The organism is Arthrobacter sp. AZCC_0090 (genome assembly GCF_014207375.1).
GTDB lineage: Bacteria > Actinomycetota > Actinomycetes > Actinomycetales > Micrococcaceae > Arthrobacter.
The window spans coordinates 204,152-222,739 of sequence record NZ_JACHEE010000009.1; the positions used below are offsets into that span (position 1 = coordinate 204,152).

An 18,588-nucleotide genomic window follows, 5' to 3' on the forward strand; every position below is an offset into this window, starting at 1 on the left:
AGTGACGGGGTTCTTCTTTGGTTTGCTACCGGCCGCTAGACAGCCAGTCCTTCACCGATCTACAAGCAGAAACTACTTGAGGATCTTGGTGACACGTCCCGAACCAACGGTGCGGCCACCTTCACGGATTGCGAAGCCGAGGCCCTCTTCCATAGCGATCGGCTGGATGAGCTCAACGGTCATCTCAGTGTTGTCGCCAGGCATAACCATTTCCGTGCCTTCCGGCAGGGTGATAACGCCGGTTACGTCCGTGGTACGGAAGTAGAACTGCGGGCGGTAGTTCGAGTAGAACGGGTTGTGACGTCCGCCTTCGTCCTTGGACAGGATGTAGACGTTAGCCTCGAAGTCGGTGTGCGGGGTGATGGAACCCGGCTTGACGACAACCTGGCCACGCTCGACGTCGTCGCGCTTCAGACCGCGGAGCAGGAGGCCACAGTTCTCGCCAGCCCATGCTTCGTCGAGCTGCTTGTGGAACATCTCGATACCGGTAACGGTGGTCTTCTGGACCGGACGGATACCAACGATTTCAACTTCAGAGTTGATCGCGAGGGTACCGCGCTCGGCGCGACCCGTAACAACGGTGCCACGGCCGGTGATCGTGAAGACATCTTCGATCGGCATCAGGAACGGCTTGTCACGGTCACGTACGGGGTCCGGAACCGAGTTGTCGACAGCTTCCATGAGGTCTTCGACGGACTTGACCCAAACCGGGTCGCCTTCGAGTGCCTTGAGGCCGGAAACACGCACAACCGGAGCGTCGTCGCCATCGAAGCCCTGAGCGCTGAGCAGCTCGCGAACTTCCATTTCAACGAGGTCGAGAAGCTCTTCGTCGTCGACCATGTCCGACTTGTTCAGCGCGACCAGCAGGTAGGGAACACCAACCTGGCGGGCGAGCAGAACGTGCTCGCGGGTCTGAGCCATCGGGCCGTCAGTGGCGGCAACAACGAGGATCGCACCGTCCATCTGGGCAGCACCGGTGATCATGTTCTTGATGTAGTCAGCGTGACCCGGAGCGTCTACGTGTGCGTAGTGGCGCTTCTCGGTCTGGTACTCAACGTGGGAGATGTTGATGGTAATACCACGCTGGCGCTCTTCCGGAGCAGAGTCAATCGACGCGAAGTCGCGCTGCTCGTTGAGAGTGGGGTACTTGTCGTACAGCACCTTGGAAATGGCGGCAGTCAGCGTCGTCTTACCGTGGTCAACGTGACCAATGGTGCCGATGTTGACGTGCGGCTTAGTCCGCTCGAACTTTGCCTTTGCCACAGGTTCCTCCTAGAACGATTTCAAGTGAGTTGCTCCTCGGCCGCGCTTTTCGCGGCAGAAACTCCAGCAAGTCTACTTGGGGGCTTTGGTTTTGGTGAAATTGCAGATTCAGGAACCAATGCTAGTACCTGGAGTCTGTTCGTGCAGGGGCCGGACCCGGGCCTGGGCCACGGCCCGGCCACCTGCACTGGATGCTTTCCCGAAACCGGGCCAGCATCCTGGTTTTTCCGTCGGTGATTACTCGCCGCGGGTCTTCTGGATGATCTCGTCGGCGACTGCCTTCGGGACCTCGGCGTAGCTGTTGAACGTCATGGAGTACACAGCACGGCCCTGGGTCTTCGAACGCAGGTCGCCGATGTAGCCGAACATGCCGGACAGCGGAACGTGCGCACGGATCACCTTGACGCCAGCGGCGTCTTCCATGGACTGCATCTGGCCACGGCGGGAGTTCAGGTCACCAATAACTTCACCCATGTATTCCTCAGGGGTGCGGACCTCAACATCCATCAGCGGTTCGAGCAGAACAGGGTTCGCCTTGCGTGCGGCTTCCTTGAAAGCCATACGGCCGGCAATCTTGAACGCCATTTCCGAGGAGTCAACATCGTGGTAGGCGCCGTCAATCAGCGTGGCCTTGATGCCGACAACCGGGTAGCCGGCCAGAACGCCGTCGTTGAGTGCATCCTGGATGCCCGCGTCAACGGACGGGATGTACTCGCGGGGCACGCGGCCACCGGTGACTTTGTTCTCGAACGCGTAGAGCTCGCCGTCGGCGGTGTCCATCGGCTCGATAGCGATCTGGATCTTTGCGAACTGACCCGAACCACCGGTCTGCTTCTTGTGCGTGTAGTCGTGACGCTCTACAGCGCGCTTGATGGTTTCGCGGTAAGCAACCTGCGGCTTGCCGACGTTTGCCTCGACCTTGAATTCGCGGCGCATGCGGTCCACCAGGATGTCCAGGTGGAGCTCGCCCATGCCGGCGATGATGGTCTGACCGGTGTCCTCGTTGAGGGAGACCTGGAAGGTCGGGTCCTCAGCGGAGAGCTTCTGGATGGCCGTGGAAAGCTTCTCCTGGTCACCCTTGGTGTTCGGCTCGATGGCAACCGAGATCACGGGCTCAGGGAAGCTCATGGACTCGAGGACGATCTGGTTGTTCGCGTCGCACAGGGTGTCGCCCGTGGTGGTGTCCTTCAGACCGATGGCTGCGTAGATGTGGCCTGCGGTAGCTCCCTCAACAGGCATTTCCTTGTTGGCGTGCATCTGGAACAGCTTGCCGATGCGCTCCTTCTTGCCCTTGGTGGAGTTGACCACCTGGGCGCCTGCCTCCACGTGACCGGAGTACACGCGGATGAAGGTGAGCTGACCGAAGAACGGGTGCGCCGCAATCTTGAACGCCAGGGCCGAGAACGGCTCTTCAGCAGAAGGCTTGCGGGTGAGTTCCTTCTCTTCGTCGCGCGGGTCGTGACCGACCATGGGCGGGACGTCAAGCGGGTTCGGCAGGAAGTCAACAACAGCATCCAGCATCGGCTGTACGCCACGGTTCTTGAAGGCAGAACCACAGAGAACCGGGTAGAGCTCAGAGTTGATGGTCATCTTGCGGATGCCGGCCTTGAGCTCCTCGACCGTGAGTTCTTCACCGTCGAGGTACTTCTCCATGAGTTCTTCGGAAGCCTCGGCAACAGTCTCAACGAGCTGTGCGCGGTATTCCTCAGCCTTGGCCTGGAGATCGGCGGGGATCTCCTGGACCTCGTACTTGGCACCCATGGTGACGTCACCCTTGGCATCGCCCGGCCACACCAGTGCGCGCATCTCAAGGAGATCCACGACGCCGATGAAGTCGTTCTCTGCACCGATCGGCAGCTGGAGAACCAGCGGCTTGGCGCCGAGGCGGCTGATGATGGTGTCAACGGTGAAGTAGAAGTCAGCGCCGAGCTTGTCCATCTTGTTGACGAAGCAGATACGCGGCACGTTGTACTTGTCGGCCTGGCGCCAAACAGTCTCGGACTGCGGCTCAACGCCTTCCTTGCCATCGAAGACAGCAACGGCGCCATCGAGGACGCGCAGGGAGCGCTCAACCTCAACCGTGAAGTCCACGTGGCCCGGGGTGTCGATGATGTTGATCTGGTTCTTGTCCCAGAAACAGGTCACGGCGGCAGACGTGATGGTGATGCCGCGTTCCTTTTCCTGTTCCATCCAGTCGGTCGTCGAAGCGCCGTCGTGCGTTTCGCCGATCTTGTGGTTCACACCCGTGTAGAACAGGATGCGCTCGGTGGTGGTGGTCTTGCCGGCATCGATGTGGGCCATGATGCCGATGTTGCGGACCTTGCTAAGGTCGGTAAGCACGTCCTGTGCCACGGTGTCTCCCTTTCGGATGGACTACACGTTCGCCGCCAGCTCAGGGAGCCGGCGGCGTACGGGAAGTTTTACCAGCGGTAGTGTGCGAAGGCCTTGTTCGACTCGGCCATCTTGTGGGTGTCTTCGCGACGCTTCACAGCGGCACCGAGACCGTTGGACGCATCCAGGATTTCGTTCTGGAGGCGCTCGGTCATCGTCTTCTCGCGGCGGGCCTTGGAGTAGCCAACCAGCCAGCGGAGAGCGAGGGCGGTGGAACGGCCCGGCTTGACCTCAACGGGAACCTGGTAGGTTGCGCCACCGACACGGCGGGAGCGGACCTCGAGGGAAGGCTTGACGTTGTCCATGGCCTTCTTGAGGGCAGCGACGGGGTCGCCACCGGACTTGGCGCGTGCACCTTCGAGTGCGCCGTAAACGATGCGCTCTGCGGTGGACTTCTTGCCGTCGATCAGAACCTTGTTGATCAGCTGGGTGACCAACGGGGAACCGTAAACGGGATCGGAAACTAGCGGCCGCTTCGGGGCCGGACCCTTGCGAGGCATATTACTTCTTCTCCATCTTTGCGCCGTAGCGGCTGCGGGCCTGCTTGCGGTTCTTGACACCCTGGGTATCGAGGGCACCACGGACGATCTTGTAACGGACACCCGGGAGGTCCTTCACACGACCACCACGGACGAGCACGATGGAGTGCTCCTGGAGGTTGTGGCCAACACCGGGGATGTAGGCGGTAACTTCAACGCCACCGTTGAGGCGCACGCGTGCAACCTTACGGAGAGCCGAGTTCGGCTTCTTCGGGGTGGTCGTGTAAACGCGGGTGCAAACACCGCGGCGCATCGGGCTGCCCTTAAGCGCGGGAGCCTTGGTCTTGGAGACCTTAGGCGTGCGGCCCTTGCGGACCAGCTGGTTAATCGTAGGCACTTTCGTGTTCTCCGTTGGTTGATCTCTGCCCCGCGCCAGGCGTCAGCCTGTGTTGCGTGAGAGCTTTGGCGTTGTCCTTGCGGCTACTCCCCCGTGAGGGTTCGTGGGCGTGCAAAAGTGCGGCATTCGTTGCGCACGTAGCCCGCAACCCGGAAACAGGCTCCACCCAACATCATGAGAACAAAACCAAAATGATGCTGCGGCGGCCTTCATCCACTGCCACACAGAACAATTACGAAAATTCTAGCATGGCTTGATCTAAGCACTTAATCGGGTGTAAAGCGCAGACAGCGACGGCGGGTTGCCCCGCGCCGTCGTCGGGCCCTAACGGGAAGGACCCCGCACTCACAGAGTGCGGGGTCCTTCCTTGACTTGTGAAGCCCAAGGGCAGGGCGGCAGGGTCCCTACGTGGCGCGGAACGCGACACGAAAGGGCCCGCCCTGACCGCGGTCAGCGGAAGTCGTTGCCGAGATCGTAGTCGTCCAGCGGGATGGCGTGGAACTCGGGAGCTCCATCGCCGCCCAACGCGTCGTACGAGAAATCGGTGAAGGCGCTGGGGCCCGTGAACAGGCTTGCCTTTGCTTCTTCAGTCGGCTCCACGGTGACTTCCGTGTAACGGGGCAGGCCCGTACCGGCCGGGATGAGCTTACCGATGATGACGTTCTCCTTGAGGCCGAGCAGCGGGTCGCTCTTGCCTTCCATGGCCGCCTGCGTCAGAACGCGGGTGGTCTCCTGGAAGGAAGCGGCCGACAGCCAGGACTCGGTTGCCAGGGATGCCTTGGTGATACCCATGAGTTCCGGACGACCGGAAGCCGGGGTACGGCCCTCGGACACCACGCGACGGTTCTCGTCCTCGAAGCGGCTGCGCTCAGCGAGCTCGCCCGGAAGCAGCTCGGAGTCGCCGGATTCGATGACGGTCACGCGGCGCAGCATCTGACGGACGATGACTTCCACGTGCTTGTCGTGGATGCCAATGCCCTGGCTGCGGTAAACGCCCTGGACCTCGTCCACCAAGAACTTCTGGGCGGCGCGCGGACCCATGATGCGCAGAACCTGCTTCGGGTCCACCGGACCGTTGATCAGCTTCTGGCCGACACTGACGTGCTCGCCATCCTCGATGAGGAGGCGGGAACGGCGCAGCACCGGGTAGGCGATCTCCTCGGAACCATCGTCCGGGGTGATGATGAGGCGCATCTGGCGCTCGGACTCTTCGATGGCGATGCGGCCGGCTGCTTCAGCAATCGGTGCAACACCCTTCGGAGTACGGGCTTCGAAGAGCTCCTGGATACGGGGCAGACCCTGCGTGATGTCGTCGCCACCGCTGGCGGAAACAGCACCACCGGTGTGGAACGTACGCATGGTCAGCTGGGTACCGGGTTCACCGATCGACTGTGCGGCGATGATGCCAACGGCCTCTCCGATGTCCACGGTCTTGCCTGTAGCCAGCGAACGGCCGTAGCAGAGTGCACAGGTGCCGACCTTGGACTCACACGTGAGCACGGAACGGACCTTGACCTCGGTGATGCCGGCTGCGAGTAACTCGGCAATGACGACGTCGCCGCAGTCGGTGCCGGCTGCTGCCAGCACCGCACCCTTGGAGTCGACGACGTCGACGGCGAGGGTACGTGCGTAGGCGCTGTTCTCGACGTTCTCGTCCAGGACCAGCTCACCGTTGGAGTCCGGCACGGCGATTGCGGTCATGAGACCACGCTCGGTGCCACAGTCCTCTTCACGGACGATGACGTCCTGCGAAACGTCCACCAGACGACGGGTCAGGTAACCCGAGTTGGCGGTACGCAGCGCGGTGTCGGCCAGACCCTTACGGGCACCGTGCGTGGCGATGAAGTATTCCAGCACCGACAGGCCCTCGCGGTACGAGGACTTGATCGGACGCGGGATGATCTCACCCTTCGGGTTGGCCACAAGACCACGGATACCAGCGATCTGGCGGACCTGCATCCAGTTACCACGTGCACCGGAGGACACCATGCGGTTGATGGTGTTCATCGGGGACAGGCTGTCACGCATCGCCTGGGCGATCTCGTTCGTGGCCTTGTTCCAGATCTCGATCAGTTCCTGGCGACGCTCGTCGTCGTCGATCAGGCCCTTGTCGTACTGGCCCTGGATCTTGGCAGCCATGGTCTCGTAACCGGCCAGGATGGCCGGCTTGGAGGTGGGCACCTCGATGTCGGAGATTGCCACGGTAACGCCCGAGCGGGTTGCCCAGTAGAAACCGGCATCCTTCAGGTTGTCCAGCGTTGCAGCCGTGACAACCTTGGGGTAACGCTCTGCGAGGTCGTTGACGATCCGGGAAAGCTCGCCCTTGTCGGCAACAGCCTCAACCCACGGGTAGTCCTCCGGCAGGGTCTCGTTGAAGAGAACCTGGCCGAGGGAGGTCTGGACCAGTGCGGTCTGACCCGGCTCCCAACCTTCCGGAGCTTCCCAGCCGGCGTAAGGAACAAAGCCCTCAAGGCGGATCTTGACCTGGGAGTTCAGGTGCAGCTCGCGGGCATCGTAGGCCATGATGGCTTCCGAAACCGAGGAGAAGATCCGGCCTTCGCCTGCGGAACCAACGCGCTTGGTGGTCAGGTGGTACAGACCGATGATCATGTCCTGCGAAGGCAGGGTCACCGGACGGCCATCAGACGGCTTCAAGATGTTGTTGGAGGACAGCATCAGGATGCGGGCTTCAGCCTGCGCTTCGGGGCTCAGCGGCAGGTGCACTGCCATCTGGTCGCCGTCGAAGTCGGCGTTGAAGGCACCACAAACCAGCGGGTGAAGCTGGATGGCCTTGCCTTCAACAAGCTGCGGCTCGAATGCCTGGATGCCGAGGCGGTGCAGCGTAGGTGCACGGTTGAGCAGCACCGGGTGTTCGGTGATGATCTCTTCCAGCACGTCCCAGACCTGCGGACGGTAACGCTCGACCATGCGCTTTGCCGACTTGATGTTCTGCGCGTGGTTGAGGTCAACCAGTCGCTTCATCACGAACGGCTTGAAGAGCTCCAGGGCCATCTGCTTGGGCAGGCCACACTGGTGCAGCTTCAGCTGCGGGCCGACGACGATGACCGAACGGCCGGAGTAGTCGACGCGCTTACCGAGCAGGTTCTGGCGGAAACGGCCCTGCTTGCCCTTGAGCATGTCGCTCAGGGACTTCAGCGGACGGTTGCCCGGACCCGTGACCGGACGGCCGCGGCGGCCGTTGTCGAAGAGGCTGTCAACAGCTTCCTGAAGCATGCGCTTCTCGTTGTTGACGATGATCTCCGGAGCGCCTAGGTCCAGCAGTCGCTTGAGTCGGTTGTTGCGGTTGATCACGCGGCGGTAGAGGTCGTTGAGGTCGGAGGTCGCGAAGCGGCCACCGTCCAGCTGGACCATCGGGCGCAGTTCCGGCGGGATCACCGGGACGGCGTCCAGCACCATGCCGAGCGGGCTGTTGTTGGTGGTCAGGAATGCGTTGACGACCTTCAGGCGCTTGAGGGCACGGGTCTTGCGCTGGCCCTTGCCGTTCTGGATGGTGTCGCGCAGGGACTCCGACTCTGCCTGCATGTCGAAGTTCTCAAGACGCTTCTTGATGGCTTCGGCACCCATGGAGCCTTCGAAGTACATGCCGTAGCGGTCGCGCAGTTCGCGGTACAGGCCTTCGTCACCTTCGAGGTCGGCGACCTTGAGGTTCTTGAAGCGGTCCCAGACCTGCTCGAGGCGCTCGATCTCAGCATCCGCGCGCTTGCGGACGTTGGCCATCTGACGGTCTGCGGAGTCGCGGGCCTTCTTCTTGTCAGCAGCCTTGGCGCCTTCACCTTCGAGGCGGGCAAGCTCGTCCTCAAGGTCGCGGGCAATCGTGGCGATGTCGCTGTCGCGGTTGTCGACGAGCTGCTTCTTCTCGAGGTCGTGCTCCACCTGAAGGTTCGGCAGTTCCGCGTGACGGCTCTCGGTGTCCACGCTGGTGATCATGTAGGCAGCGAAGTAGATGACCTTTTCGAGGTCCTTCGGTGCCAGGTCAAGGAGGTAGCCCAAACGGGAGGGAACACCTTTGAAGTACCAGATGTGCGTGACGGGAGCGGCCAGTTCGATGTGGCCCATGCGCTCGCGGCGCACCTTGGCGCGGGTGACTTCAACGCCACAACGCTCGCAGATGATGCCCTTGAAGCGCACGCGCTTGTACTTGCCGCAGTAGCATTCCCAGTCCCGGGACGGGCCGAAGATCTTCTCGCAGAAGAGGCCGTCCTTCTCGGGCTTGAGCGTGCGGTAGTTGATGGTTTCCGGCTTCTTGACCTCACCGTACGACCAGCCGCGGATGTCTTCCGCGGTGGCGAGGCCGATCTGCATGAGGCCGAAGGAGGATTCGCTGGACATATGGTCCCTGTTCTCTCTTGTTCTCTAAATTCTGAAGTCTTGATTTACGGAAAGAGGCAGCTGCCTTTTGGCTGGCGGTTCGCACCACCAGCCAAAAGCGGCTGTTTAGACCTCTTCTACGGAGCTGGGCTCTGCGCGAGACAGATCAATGCCCAGTTCTTCCGCAGCCGTAAAGACTGCGTCATCAGAGTCACGCATTTCGATCGTCGTACCATCCGTGGAAAGAACTTCCACGTTCAGGCACAGCGACTGCATTTCCTTGATCAAGACCTTGAAGGATTCCGGAACGCCAGGCTCGGGGATGTTCTCGCCCTTGACGATGGCTTCGTAAACCTTCACGCGGCCGTGGATGTCATCCGACTTGATCGTGAGCAGTTCCTGGAGGGTGTAGGCAGCACCGTATGCTTCGAGCGCCCACACTTCCATTTCACCGAAGCGCTGGCCACCGAACTGCGCCTTACCACCCAGCGGCTGCTGCGTGATCATGGAGTACGGGCCGGTGGAGCGAGCGTGGATCTTGTCGTCCACCAGGTGGTGGAGCTTCAGGATGTACATGTAGCCAACGGAGATCGGGTCCGGGAACGGCTCGCCGGAGCGGCCGTCGAACAGACGCGTCTTGCCGGAGGAGTCGATCAGGCGGTCGCCGTCGCGGGTCACGTTGGTGGAATCCAGCAGACCTGTGATTTCCTCTTCGCGTGCACCGTCGAACACCGGGGTGGCGACAGTCGTCTGGCCGGTTTCACGAGGCAGGTTCGGGAGGTTCTTGACCCACTCCGGCTCGCCTTCGATCTTCCAACCGGTCTTGGCAACCCAACCAAGGTGCGTTTCGAGCACCTGGCCGACGTTCATTCGACCCGGAACACCCAAGGGGTTCAGGACGATGTCCACCGGCGTACCGTCAGCAAGGAACGGCATGTCTTCTACGGGCAAGATCTTGGAGATAACGCCCTTGTTGCCGTGACGGCCGGCGAGCTTGTCGCCGTCGGTGATCTTGCGCTTGGCAGCTACGTAGACGCGCACGAGCTGGTTGACGCCCGGGGGCAACTCGTCGTCGTTGTCGCGGTCGAAGACGCGCACGCCGATAACCGTGCCGGACTCACCGTGGGGAACCTTCAGGGAGGTGTCACGCACTTCGCGGGACTTCTCACCGAAGATCGCACGGAGCAGGCGCTCTTCCGGGGTCAGTTCGGTTTCACCCTTCGGGGTGACCTTACCGACCAGGATGTCGCCGGCTTCAACCTCTGCACCGATGTGGATGATGCCGCGCTCGTCCAGTCCTGCGAGGACTTCCTCGGACACGTTGGGGATGTCACGGGTGATTTCCTCGGCACCAAGCTTGGTGTCGCGGGCATCGATCTCGTGCTCCTCGATGTGGATGGAGGAAAGAACGTCCTCAGCAACGATGCGCTGCGAGAGGATGATGGCGTCCTCGAAGTTGTGGCCTTCCCAGGACATGAATGCCACGAGGAGGTTCTTGCCGAGGGCGAGTTCACCCTGGTCCGTTGCCGGGCCGTCGGCGATGATGCCGCCGACTTCGAGGCGCTGGCCTTCGTTGACGAGGACACGGTGGTTGTAGCAGTTGCCCTGGTTTGAACGGGCGAACTTGTTGATGCGGTAGCTCGTTTCCGTGCCGTCGTCGTTGAGCATGGTGACGAGGTCAGCGGAAACTTCGTTGACGACACCAGCCTTCTTCGCGATGACAACGTCACCGGCGTCGACCGCGGCAGCGCGCTCCATGCCGGTACCCACGAACGGGGCCTCGGAACGGACCAGCGGCACAGCCTGGCGCTGCATGTTGGCACCCATGAGTGCGCGGTTTGCATCGTCATGCTCAAGGAACGGAATCAGGGCGGTAGCCACGGACACCATCTGGCGCGGGGAGACGTCCATGAACTGAACGTCGGCAGCCGGAACCAGAACAGGCTCGCCTCCACCACCACGGGCACGGACAAGCACGGTTTCTTCCGCGAACTTCTTGTCGGCGTCCAGCGGTGCGTTGGCCTGTGCGATCAGGACTTCGGCTTCGTCGTCGGCGGTGAGGTACTGGACCTCATCGGACACGACGCCCTCGGAAACCAAACGGTACGGAGTCTCGATGAAACCGAACGGGTTGATCCGGCCGTAGGAAGCCAACGAACCGATCAGGCCAATGTTCGGGCCTTCAGGAGTTTCGATGGGGCACATACGTCCGTAGTGGGACGGGTGAACGTCTCGAACTTCCATGCCTGCGCGATCACGGGACAGACCACCCGGGCCAAGGGCCGACAGGCGGCGCTTGTGGGTCAAACCCGACAACGGGTTGTTCTGGTCCATGAACTGGGACAGCTGGGACGTTCCGAAGAACTCCTTGATCGCTGCCACGACAGGGCGGATGTTGATCAGGGTCTGAGGCGTGATCGCTTCGACGTCCTGCGTGGTCATGCGTTCGCGGACGACGCGCTCCATGCGGGACAGGCCGGTGCGGACCTGGTTCTCGATCAATTCGCCGACGGCGCGGATGCGGCGGTTGCCGAAGTGGTCGATGTCATCGATCTCGACGCGGAGCTCGTGGTCTTCGCCATCGCGCTTGCCCATGAGGGTCTTCTCGCCAGCGTGAAGCGCGACGAGGAACTTGATCATGGCGACGATGTCTTCAACGTGCAGGACCGAAGCTTCCTTGTCGCCAAGGGAACGGTCAATGCCGAGCTTGCGGTTGATCTTGTAACGGCCAACCTTGGCCAGATCGTAGCGCTTTGCATTGAAGTACAGGTTGTCCAGCAGGGACTGGGCAGCCTCGACGGTGGGCGGCTCGCCCGGACGCAGCTTGCGGTAGATGTCCAGAAGGGCGTCTTCGCGGGTTTCGGTGGCGTCCTTCTCCAGCGTTGCACGCATGGAGTCGTACTGGCCGAACTCTTCCAGGATCTGGCCTTCGGTCCAGCCAAGGGCCTTCAGCAAAACGGTGACCGACTGCTTGCGCTTACGGTCGAGACGAACGCCGACCTGGTCGCGCTTGTCGATTTCGAGCTCGAACCATGCACCGCGGGACGGGATGATCTTTGCAGTGAAGATGTCCTTGTCACTGGTCTTGTCAGCGGTGCGCTCAAAGTAGGCGCCCGGCGAACGGACCAGCTGGGAGACGACGACACGCTCGGTGCCGTTGACAACGAACGTTCCCTTCTCGGTCATGAGAGGGAAATCGCCCATGAACACGGTCTGCTGCTTGATTTCACCCGTGTTGTTGTTCATGAACTCGGCCTTGACATACAGCGGTGCCGAGTAGGTGGCGTCGCGGTCTTTGCATTCGGCCATGGTGTACTTCGGATCAGCGAACTCCGGCTCGGAGAAGCTCAGGGACATAGTGCCCTGGAAGTCCTCGATGGGGGAGATCTCTTCGAAGATGTCGGCAAGTCCAGAGGTGGTGGCGACGCTCAGGTCGCCTTCCTCGACAGCCTTCGCTACCCGCGCCTGCCAGCGTTCGTTACCGACCAGCCAGTCAAAGCTGTCTGTCTGCAGTGCGAGCAGATTCGGAACGTCCAGCGGTTCGTGAATCTTTGCGAATGAGAGCCGGCGAGTTGCACCATCGGTGCTTGCCGTATTAGCGGTTTCGTTATTAGAGGTGCTCGAGGCGACCAAGAGGGATCCTTCCACAGACCTTCAGGCGTTTTCAGATCTCCCCCGCTTGCACCCTGCAGATTGAATCCGCAGTGTACCTTTCCGGTTCCGCTATATGACCCGGGACCCCGGCTGACCAGGAGCATGCACGTTCTAAACGGCACATCAAATGGCGCAGCTGAGGGGCAAAGCCCACCGCTATATGAAGGCTGAAGGTTAACAGGGAAGACGCAAATATCCACAATACGGCAAATCAACCCACCTGTCTACCCCACATTTCGCTTGAATGCAAGCACAGTTGCTACAGGCACCTATGCGCCCCGGCCCCACACCGCCGTCGGCGGAATGTTGTTCCGGGCTCCATTGTTGAATGGAGAGGTGATGGGCGTCACGGTAGCCTAGGCTCACCACCCTTGACCGGAAGAGAGAAAATGAGCACCCCCTCGGACAACAAAGACAACAACGACGTTGTCATCCTTTCCGCCAGCCGTACCCCACAGGGCCGGTTGAACGGTCAGCTGGCTGGACTCACCGCCGTCGAACTCGGCGCGCACGCCATTTCAGGCGCCATCGCGGCGAGCGGGCTCACCGCGGACAAAGTGGACGCGGTGATCATGGGACAGGTCCTGCAAGCGGGCGCCGGCCAGAATCCGGCCCGGCAAAGTGCCATCGCCGCCGGCATCGGCTGGAACATCCCGGCCGTCACCATCAACAAGGTGTGTCTCTCCGGGCTGACTGCCGTGATCGATGCCGCGCGAATGATCCGCAGCGGCGATGCCGCCGTCGTGGTTGCCGGCGGCCAGGAATCGATGAGCCGCGCTCCCCACCTGCTGCCGGGTTCGAGGCAAGGCTGGAGCTACGGGGCGATCCAGGCCCTCGATGTTGCGGCCCACGACGGCCTAACCGATGCTTTTGACGGCCAGTCAATGGGCCTGTCCACCGAGATCAAGAACCTCTCGCTAGGCATCGACCGCCGGTCCCAGGATGAAGTTGCCGCCGCTTCGCACCAGCGCGCGGCTGCGGCCGCCGCGCAAGGAGTGTTCGACGGCGAGATCACACCTATCAGCGTCAAACAGCGCAAGGGAGAACCCTTGGTGCTGACAAGCGACGAAGGCGTCCGCCCCCAGACCACGCTGGAGACCCTGGCACCCCTGAAGGGCGCCTTTGCCACCGACGGAACCATCACCGCGGGCAACTCCTCTCCCCTGTCCGACGGCGCCTCCGCACTCGTGCTCACGAGCCGCGCCTTTGCCGAGGAAAACGGCCTTGACTACCTTGCCGTCGTCGGCAAGCCCGGCCAGGTAGCGGGACCCGACAACAGCCTGCATTCGCAGCCATCCAACGCGATACGGCACGCCCTGGACCGCGCGGGGTGGACAACGGCCGATCTGGACTTCATCGAGATCAACGAAGCCTTCGGCTCGGTTGCGGTGCAGTCCTTGAAGGACCTGGACTATCCCTTGGAGAAGTGCAATGTCCACGGCGGAGCAATCGCGATTGGACACCCGATCGGCGCTTCCGGAGCCCGGCTTGCCCTGCATGCAGCCCACGAGCTGAAGCGCCGGGGCAAGGGCAAGGCGGCGGTCGCCCTGTGTGGCGGCGGGGGCCAGGGCGAAGCACTGCTCCTGTACCGCGACTAGGAATGCGCCATATTCGGCAGCGGCCACTTGAGAATCGAGGCATGAATGCGCGGCACTGAGCGGTTCTTGGCTGACGCGGCCGCCCGCGGCCTGGAAGTCCAGCTCGTTGAACGGGCGGCGGCAGGAAGCCTCGAGGAAGCGGCCCGCATCATGGGGATCACGCCGTCGGACATTGTGAAGTCCCTTGTCGTCAAACACCGGGACGGCACCTTCCTTTTCGCGCTGGTTCCTGGCGACCGGCAGATCTCCTGGCCCAAGCTGCGCGCACTCCTCGGCGTCAACAAGCTGTCCATGCCCTCCGCCGATATCGCCTTCGAGGCCACCGGCTATGAGCGCGGCACGATCACTCCGTTGGGAAGCTCAAAGCCCTGGCCGGTCTATGCAGATGCCAGCATCGCAGGACGGCGGGTATCCATGGGTGCTGGCGAACACGGATTCAGCGCTTTCGTGAAGGCCGACGAACTGGCTCTTGCTTTGAAGGCCGTGGTGGCCGACATCAGCGACCCCCTCTGACCCTTCCAAAGGCAACGCGGGGTCACTTACGGCCCATCCAGCAGGACCCAGTGGGCCGTAAGTGACCCCGCGTTGCTCTTAAAATGCAGGAAGCCCCGCCCGGACGAATCCGGACGGGGCTCGTGGGTAAAGTGAATTACCCGAAAAGGCGAGTTACTTGACAGTAACCGTGGCGCCGGCAGCTTCGAGCTGCTCCTTGGCCTTCTCTGCGGCTTCCTTGTTGGCGCCTTCGAGGACGGCCTTCGGTGCGCTGTCAACCAGGTCCTTGGCTTCCTTGAGGCCGAGGGAGGTGATGGCGCGAACTTCCTTGATCACTGCGATCTTCTTGTCGCCGGCAGCTTCGAGGATGACATCAAATTCGGTCTTCTCTTCGGCTTCTTCGCCAGCGCCGCCCGCAGCCGGGCCTGCAACTGCAACAGCAGCAGCAGTAACTTCGAAGGTCTCTTCGAAGAGCTTGACGAACTCGGAGAGCTCGATGATGGTCAGTTCCTTGAAAGCTTCAATGAGCTCTTCGTTGCTGAGCTTCGCCATGTTTGGCGTCCTTCCTTTAGGTGGTGCCGCTACGGACATCGTCCGTTACCGCACCTCAGTTTGGTGGGGGGAGAACTTAGTTCTCTTCGGTTGCTGCTTCAGCGGCTTCAGCCGGAGCGGCAGCCTCTTCTGCAGCAGCCTCGGCGGGAGCCTCTTCGGCAGCCGGTGCTTCTTCAGCGGCCGGTGCTACAGCGCCGCCCTCTTCTTCAACCTTGAGGCGCAGAGCGTCAATGATGCGTGCAGCAGCGGCAGCAGGTGCCTTGAGGATGCCTGCAACCTTTGCGAGCTGCAGCTCACGGGACTCGAGGGCTGCCAGAGCGGCAACCTCTGCTGCGTTCAGTGCCTTGCCTTCGAAGTAACCGGTCTTGATGACCAGCTGCTTGTTGACCTTGGCAAAGTCCGTCAGGCTCTTGGCGGCAGCAACCGCGTCACCCTTGATGAATGCAATCGCAGTGGGGCCGGCGAGCTGACCGTCGAATGCTTCGACACCAGCTTCCTTGGCTGCAATGGCGGTCAGGGTGTTCTTGACGACCGAGAACTTGGTGTCCAGGCCGAGAGAAACACGCAGCTCCTTGAGCTGTGCGACAGAGAGCCCGCGGTATTCGGTCAGGACAGCGGCGTTCGATTCCTTGAAATCGTTCGTGATCTCAGCTACTGCAGAGATCTTGCTAGGCGTTGCCATAACCCTCCTTCCGGGGAATAAAGCCGGTCTTCCGGGTCCCCGCTCAAAAGAGCTGTAACTAAAAAACGCCCCGCGCAGATGCACGGGGCTTGGCTCGACACGATCAAATGATCATGGAGACTTGCTTCGTTCACCTGCGCCGGCCGCCCTTTGTCAGGGTCCTTCGTCAGGGAAACCACTTGGTTCTTCCGCGCGCGGCTGCAGTGTTGAGCAGCGCCCAGAGGAGTGGATTCCCATCAACCGACGGTCTTTGGTAGTTCAAGCTTACGGGACGGGCAGGTGCAAACCAAATCACGCCGCTCACTCGGAAGAAGTGACCTTCGGACCCATGTCCGGCAGTTCCTTTTGCCACAGGCCCGTGACTCCAGCCGTGGTGAATCCCAATTGCTTGTTCACCGTCAGCAGGTACCGGTTTTCCGGCGCATTCCAGGTGTAGATCACCCGGGCGTCAGGGAACTGCTCGCTGAGGCGTTGCATGTTGGCGACCTTGATGAGGAGCCCGAGCTTGTTTCCCCGGTGCTCCTGCAGGACGATCGTGTCGTCTTGGAAGACGACATCCTGACGCTGCGCCAGGACGCCGATTGTGGTGAGCCCGACGATCCGCCCGCTGGCGACGTGCTCGACGGCGGTGACCACCGTTCGGCGTCCCTGCGCGACGGCGGCTTCTTCCGCCTGACGGAGGACACCGGCGTCGAACACTAACTGCTGCTGCTCGGCCTCCGCAGTCTCGCTGCCCTCCGATACTATTTCGCCGGCAGCATTCTCGAGCGCCGCCACGGCTTCGAGCCACTGTTCCGGGCAGCGGTCCGTCCAGTGGTGGACACGGTAACGGCCGGCATTCGCGTCTTCCGCCTCAGCCTCAAGCTCAGCGACGAGTTTCGAATCCAGCGGCAGGGTGCAGGAACTGAACTGTTCGATGTGCTGGAGCGTGTAGCCGGTGCGTCGGGCGAAGTCGACCTCACGGCTGGCCAAGGGGACGAACCCGAGGCCGCTGCCCGGCACCAATTGTTCGTCGGCACCGCCATGCAAGGACGCGGCAGGATGGTTGGTGTCCACCATGATCATTGTCCTGCCCTCGCTCTTGGCGAAGTGTTCGGCGGCCTCCAGAAGCTGCCGCCCGACGCCCCTGCGTTGGAACTCCGGGAGGATGTCGAGGGTGAATTCGGCCAGGTCCATGTTGTCGGCGAGCGGCAGCGCGATATCAACCGTGCCGACGATGCGGCCGTCGACGCGGGCCACAAGGATGACTTGGCGTTCGTAAGGATCTGCGAGTTCGAGCAGTTTCTCCAACGGCGTGTAGGCGAGATCGTCGCTCCCCCAGATCTGCATCCGGACTTTGCGGCTGACTTCCACGGCGGCGAGGAAATCCTTCGCGTCGTCGGCGTCAAGGGAATCCGGGATCCAGAGTTGGCCGATCTCCACCGTGCTCGTCATTTGGTCCTCTTTTGCCATTCGCCGTCGTATCCCACCGGTCGGAAGCCGAGCTGTACGTTGATGGCCAGCATATGTTCGTTTTCCTCGGCGTTAAAAGTCATGACGCGCTGGACAGCCGGATATTCCGCTTGCAGTCTTCTCAAGTTCGCCAGCTTCACGAGCATTCCCAGCCCGTGGCCTCTGTGGGGCCCCGCCACCAAGGTGTCGTCCTGATCGGCCACCCATGGCTTCGCGGGATCAAGGTAAATCACGGTGTACGCGGCGAGTTCCCCCGTTGAACGATGTCGTGCGGCTGCCACCAGGGCGGTCTGGCCCTCGGCACGGGTAGTGTCCTCAAGTTGCCTGATGCGGGCCGCGTCCCAGGCTTCTGCCTCAATCTCAAGGCCTCCCGCGGGAGTATCAGTGCTCATACGGCCCATCAGAACTGCCATCTGCTCCACGTATTCGCCGGGACAACGGTTAGTCCAGCTAACTACCTCGTATGCGGCGTCCGCCTTGGAATGCGCCGCGAGCTCAAGGCTCGCCCACTCGGCCTTGTGGTCCATTTCCAGCCCGCTGAACCTGCTGGCCTGCTCCAGGCTGTATCCGTTTTTGAGGCAGAAGGTGACTTCTGGACCGTCTCCGGGCACTCCCCCGGCTCCCGTGGCCGGGTCAAGGAGACCGCTTCCTGGGAAGCCGGCAGGGTGCTCGGTGTGCGCCTGCAAGACATGCCTCCCCTGGGCCTTCGCGACCTCCTCCACTGTGCGGAGCAATGCGGTTCCGATTCCCTGTCCGCGATACTTCTGCAAGACACCTACGTCCAGCCATGCGGTCCCGGCGTTGTCTTTGAGCGGAACGGCGCAGGAAGCATAGCCGACAATGCCGCCGTGATCCCGAGCGGAAAAGATCCTGGATGCCTCGTAAGGAGTGCCGCGCCAAGCCGCGAGACGGGATGGGGCCGAGGATGCCCTGTCCAAGTTTCCCCAGGTTTCCAGCACCATGGCGTCCATTGCGGAGCAAAGCTCCCGGAACTCCTTGCCCTCCGGTCCTTCCAGGGACTCCGGCAAGTGGAGCTCATGGATCCTGAAGTCCGGAAGCTGGCCTGTCATGTCCCCAGCCTAATCAGAGGCTGCAAGCCGCGATAGGTACCTGTCGGCCGCGCCCAGGTGCCGGACCCCGGGTGGCCGCGAGCCGCCGTCGTACGCTTCACCACGCCGCGAAAGCGGCTCCCATGGCGGACAAAAATCGAGTAGGAGGGCCGGGTTTCCCGGCCCTCCTCTCACACCACCGTACGTGCGGGCCTCGCATACGGCGGTTCGCTAGGTCGTTTGAAAGCGA

At 61.8% G+C, this 18,588-nt stretch carries 12 protein-coding genes; 2 read left to right on the forward strand and 10 right to left on the reverse strand.

What is annotated here, in order from left to right; all coding sequences use genetic code 11:
* Positions 1 to 72 precede the first annotated feature (72 nt).
* The 6 genes from tuf to rpoB form a co-directional block, all read right to left on the reverse strand.
* On the reverse strand, positions 73 to 1,263 hold the full coding sequence (gene tuf / locus HNP00_RS15555) for an elongation factor Tu (RefSeq protein WP_028265109.1): 1,191 nt from the start codon (positions 1,261 to 1,263) through the stop codon (positions 73 to 75).
* Positions 1,264 to 1,500: 237 nt separating this feature from the next.
* Positions 1,501 to 3,615 carry an elongation factor G gene (gene fusA / locus HNP00_RS15560; protein WP_184740621.1) on the reverse strand — a complete coding sequence of 705 codons (2,115 nt, stop codon included), beginning with the start codon at positions 3,613 to 3,615 and terminating at the stop codon, positions 1,501 to 1,503.
* A 68-nt stretch (positions 3,616 to 3,683) separates the two neighbouring features.
* Positions 3,684 to 4,154: a 30S ribosomal protein S7 gene (rpsG, locus tag HNP00_RS15565; protein WP_059387355.1), complete on the reverse strand. Its 471-nt coding sequence runs from the start codon at positions 4,152 to 4,154 to the stop codon at positions 3,684 to 3,686.
* A gap of 1 nt (position 4,155) precedes the next feature.
* Complete coding sequence (gene rpsL / locus HNP00_RS15570; RefSeq protein WP_009358312.1) at positions 4,156 to 4,530, reverse strand: 30S ribosomal protein S12; 375 nt, start codon at positions 4,528 to 4,530, stop codon at positions 4,156 to 4,158.
* Positions 4,531 to 4,980: 450 nt separating this feature from the next.
* Positions 4,981 to 8,880: a DNA-directed RNA polymerase subunit beta' gene (locus HNP00_RS15575; protein WP_184740622.1), complete on the reverse strand. Its 3,900-nt coding sequence runs from the start codon at positions 8,878 to 8,880 to the stop codon at positions 4,981 to 4,983.
* 105 nt (positions 8,881 to 8,985) lie between these two features.
* Positions 8,986 to 12,492: a DNA-directed RNA polymerase subunit beta gene (gene rpoB, locus HNP00_RS15580; RefSeq protein ID WP_184740623.1), complete on the reverse strand. Its 3,507-nt coding sequence runs from the start codon at positions 12,490 to 12,492 to the stop codon at positions 8,986 to 8,988.
* A 410-nt stretch (positions 12,493 to 12,902) separates the two neighbouring features.
* On the opposite strand from rpoB, the gene HNP00_RS15585 reads away from it, so the two are divergent.
* Together HNP00_RS15585 and HNP00_RS15590 are read left to right on the forward strand one after the other, a co-directional pair.
* Positions 12,903 to 14,111: an acetyl-CoA C-acetyltransferase gene (locus HNP00_RS15585; protein WP_184740624.1), complete on the forward strand. Its 1,209-nt coding sequence runs from the start codon at positions 12,903 to 12,905 to the stop codon at positions 14,109 to 14,111.
* Between the two features lie 45 nt (positions 14,112 to 14,156).
* Positions 14,157 to 14,624, forward strand: a complete 468-nt coding sequence (locus HNP00_RS15590; RefSeq protein WP_184740625.1) for an aminoacyl-tRNA deacylase — start codon at positions 14,157 to 14,159, stop codon at positions 14,622 to 14,624.
* Between the two features lie 153 nt (positions 14,625 to 14,777).
* On the opposite strand, the gene rplL is transcribed toward HNP00_RS15590, so the two are convergent.
* From rplL to HNP00_RS15610, 4 genes are all read right to left on the reverse strand, one after another.
* Positions 14,778 to 15,155 carry a 50S ribosomal protein L7/L12 gene (gene rplL / locus HNP00_RS15595; protein ID WP_184740626.1) on the reverse strand — a complete coding sequence of 126 codons (378 nt, stop codon included), beginning with the start codon at positions 15,153 to 15,155 and terminating at the stop codon, positions 14,778 to 14,780.
* A gap of 76 nt (positions 15,156 to 15,231) precedes the next feature.
* Entirely contained in the window at positions 15,232 to 15,837 is a 606-nt protein-coding gene (gene rplJ / locus HNP00_RS15600; protein WP_184740627.1) for a 50S ribosomal protein L10, read from the reverse strand.
* Between the two features lie 300 nt (positions 15,838 to 16,137).
* Entirely contained in the window at positions 16,138 to 17,289 is a 1,152-nt protein-coding gene (locus HNP00_RS15605; protein ID WP_395893825.1) for a GNAT family N-acetyltransferase, read from the reverse strand.
* Positions 17,268 to 18,359 carry a GNAT family N-acetyltransferase gene (locus HNP00_RS15610; RefSeq protein WP_184740629.1) on the reverse strand — a complete coding sequence of 364 codons (1,092 nt, stop codon included), beginning with the start codon at positions 18,357 to 18,359 and terminating at the stop codon, positions 17,268 to 17,270. The genes HNP00_RS15605 and HNP00_RS15610 overlap by 22 nt, the downstream gene beginning before the upstream one ends.
* Positions 18,360 to 18,588: the final 229 nt, after the last annotated feature.

Excerpts from the sequence above, each read along its gene's own strand:
- rpsG (WP_059387355.1), bottom strand. The coding sequence starts at position 4,154 with ATGCCTCGCAAGGGTCCGGCCCCGAAGCGGCCGCTAGTTTCCGATCCC.
- HNP00_RS15575 (WP_184740622.1), bottom strand. The coding sequence starts at position 8,880 with ATGTCCAGCGAATCCTCCTTCGGCCTCATGCAGATCGGCCTCGCCACC.
- HNP00_RS15585 (WP_184740624.1), top strand. The coding sequence starts at position 12,903 with ATGAGCACCCCCTCGGACAACAAAGACAACAACGACGTTGTCATCCTT.
- HNP00_RS15590 (WP_184740625.1), top strand. The coding sequence starts at position 14,157 with ATGCGCGGCACTGAGCGGTTCTTGGCTGACGCGGCCGCCCGCGGCCTG.
- rplL (WP_184740626.1), bottom strand. The coding sequence starts at position 15,155 with ATGGCGAAGCTCAGCAACGAAGAGCTCATTGAAGCTTTCAAGGAACTG.
- rplJ (WP_184740627.1), bottom strand. The coding sequence starts at position 15,837 with ATGGCAACGCCTAGCAAGATCTCTGCAGTAGCTGAGATCACGAACGAT.
- HNP00_RS15605 (WP_395893825.1), bottom strand. The coding sequence starts at position 17,289 with ATGGCAAAAGAGGACCAAATGACGAGCACGGTGGAGATCGGCCAACTC.
- HNP00_RS15610 (WP_184740629.1), bottom strand. The coding sequence starts at position 18,359 with ATGACAGGCCAGCTTCCGGACTTCAGGATCCATGAGCTCCACTTGCCG.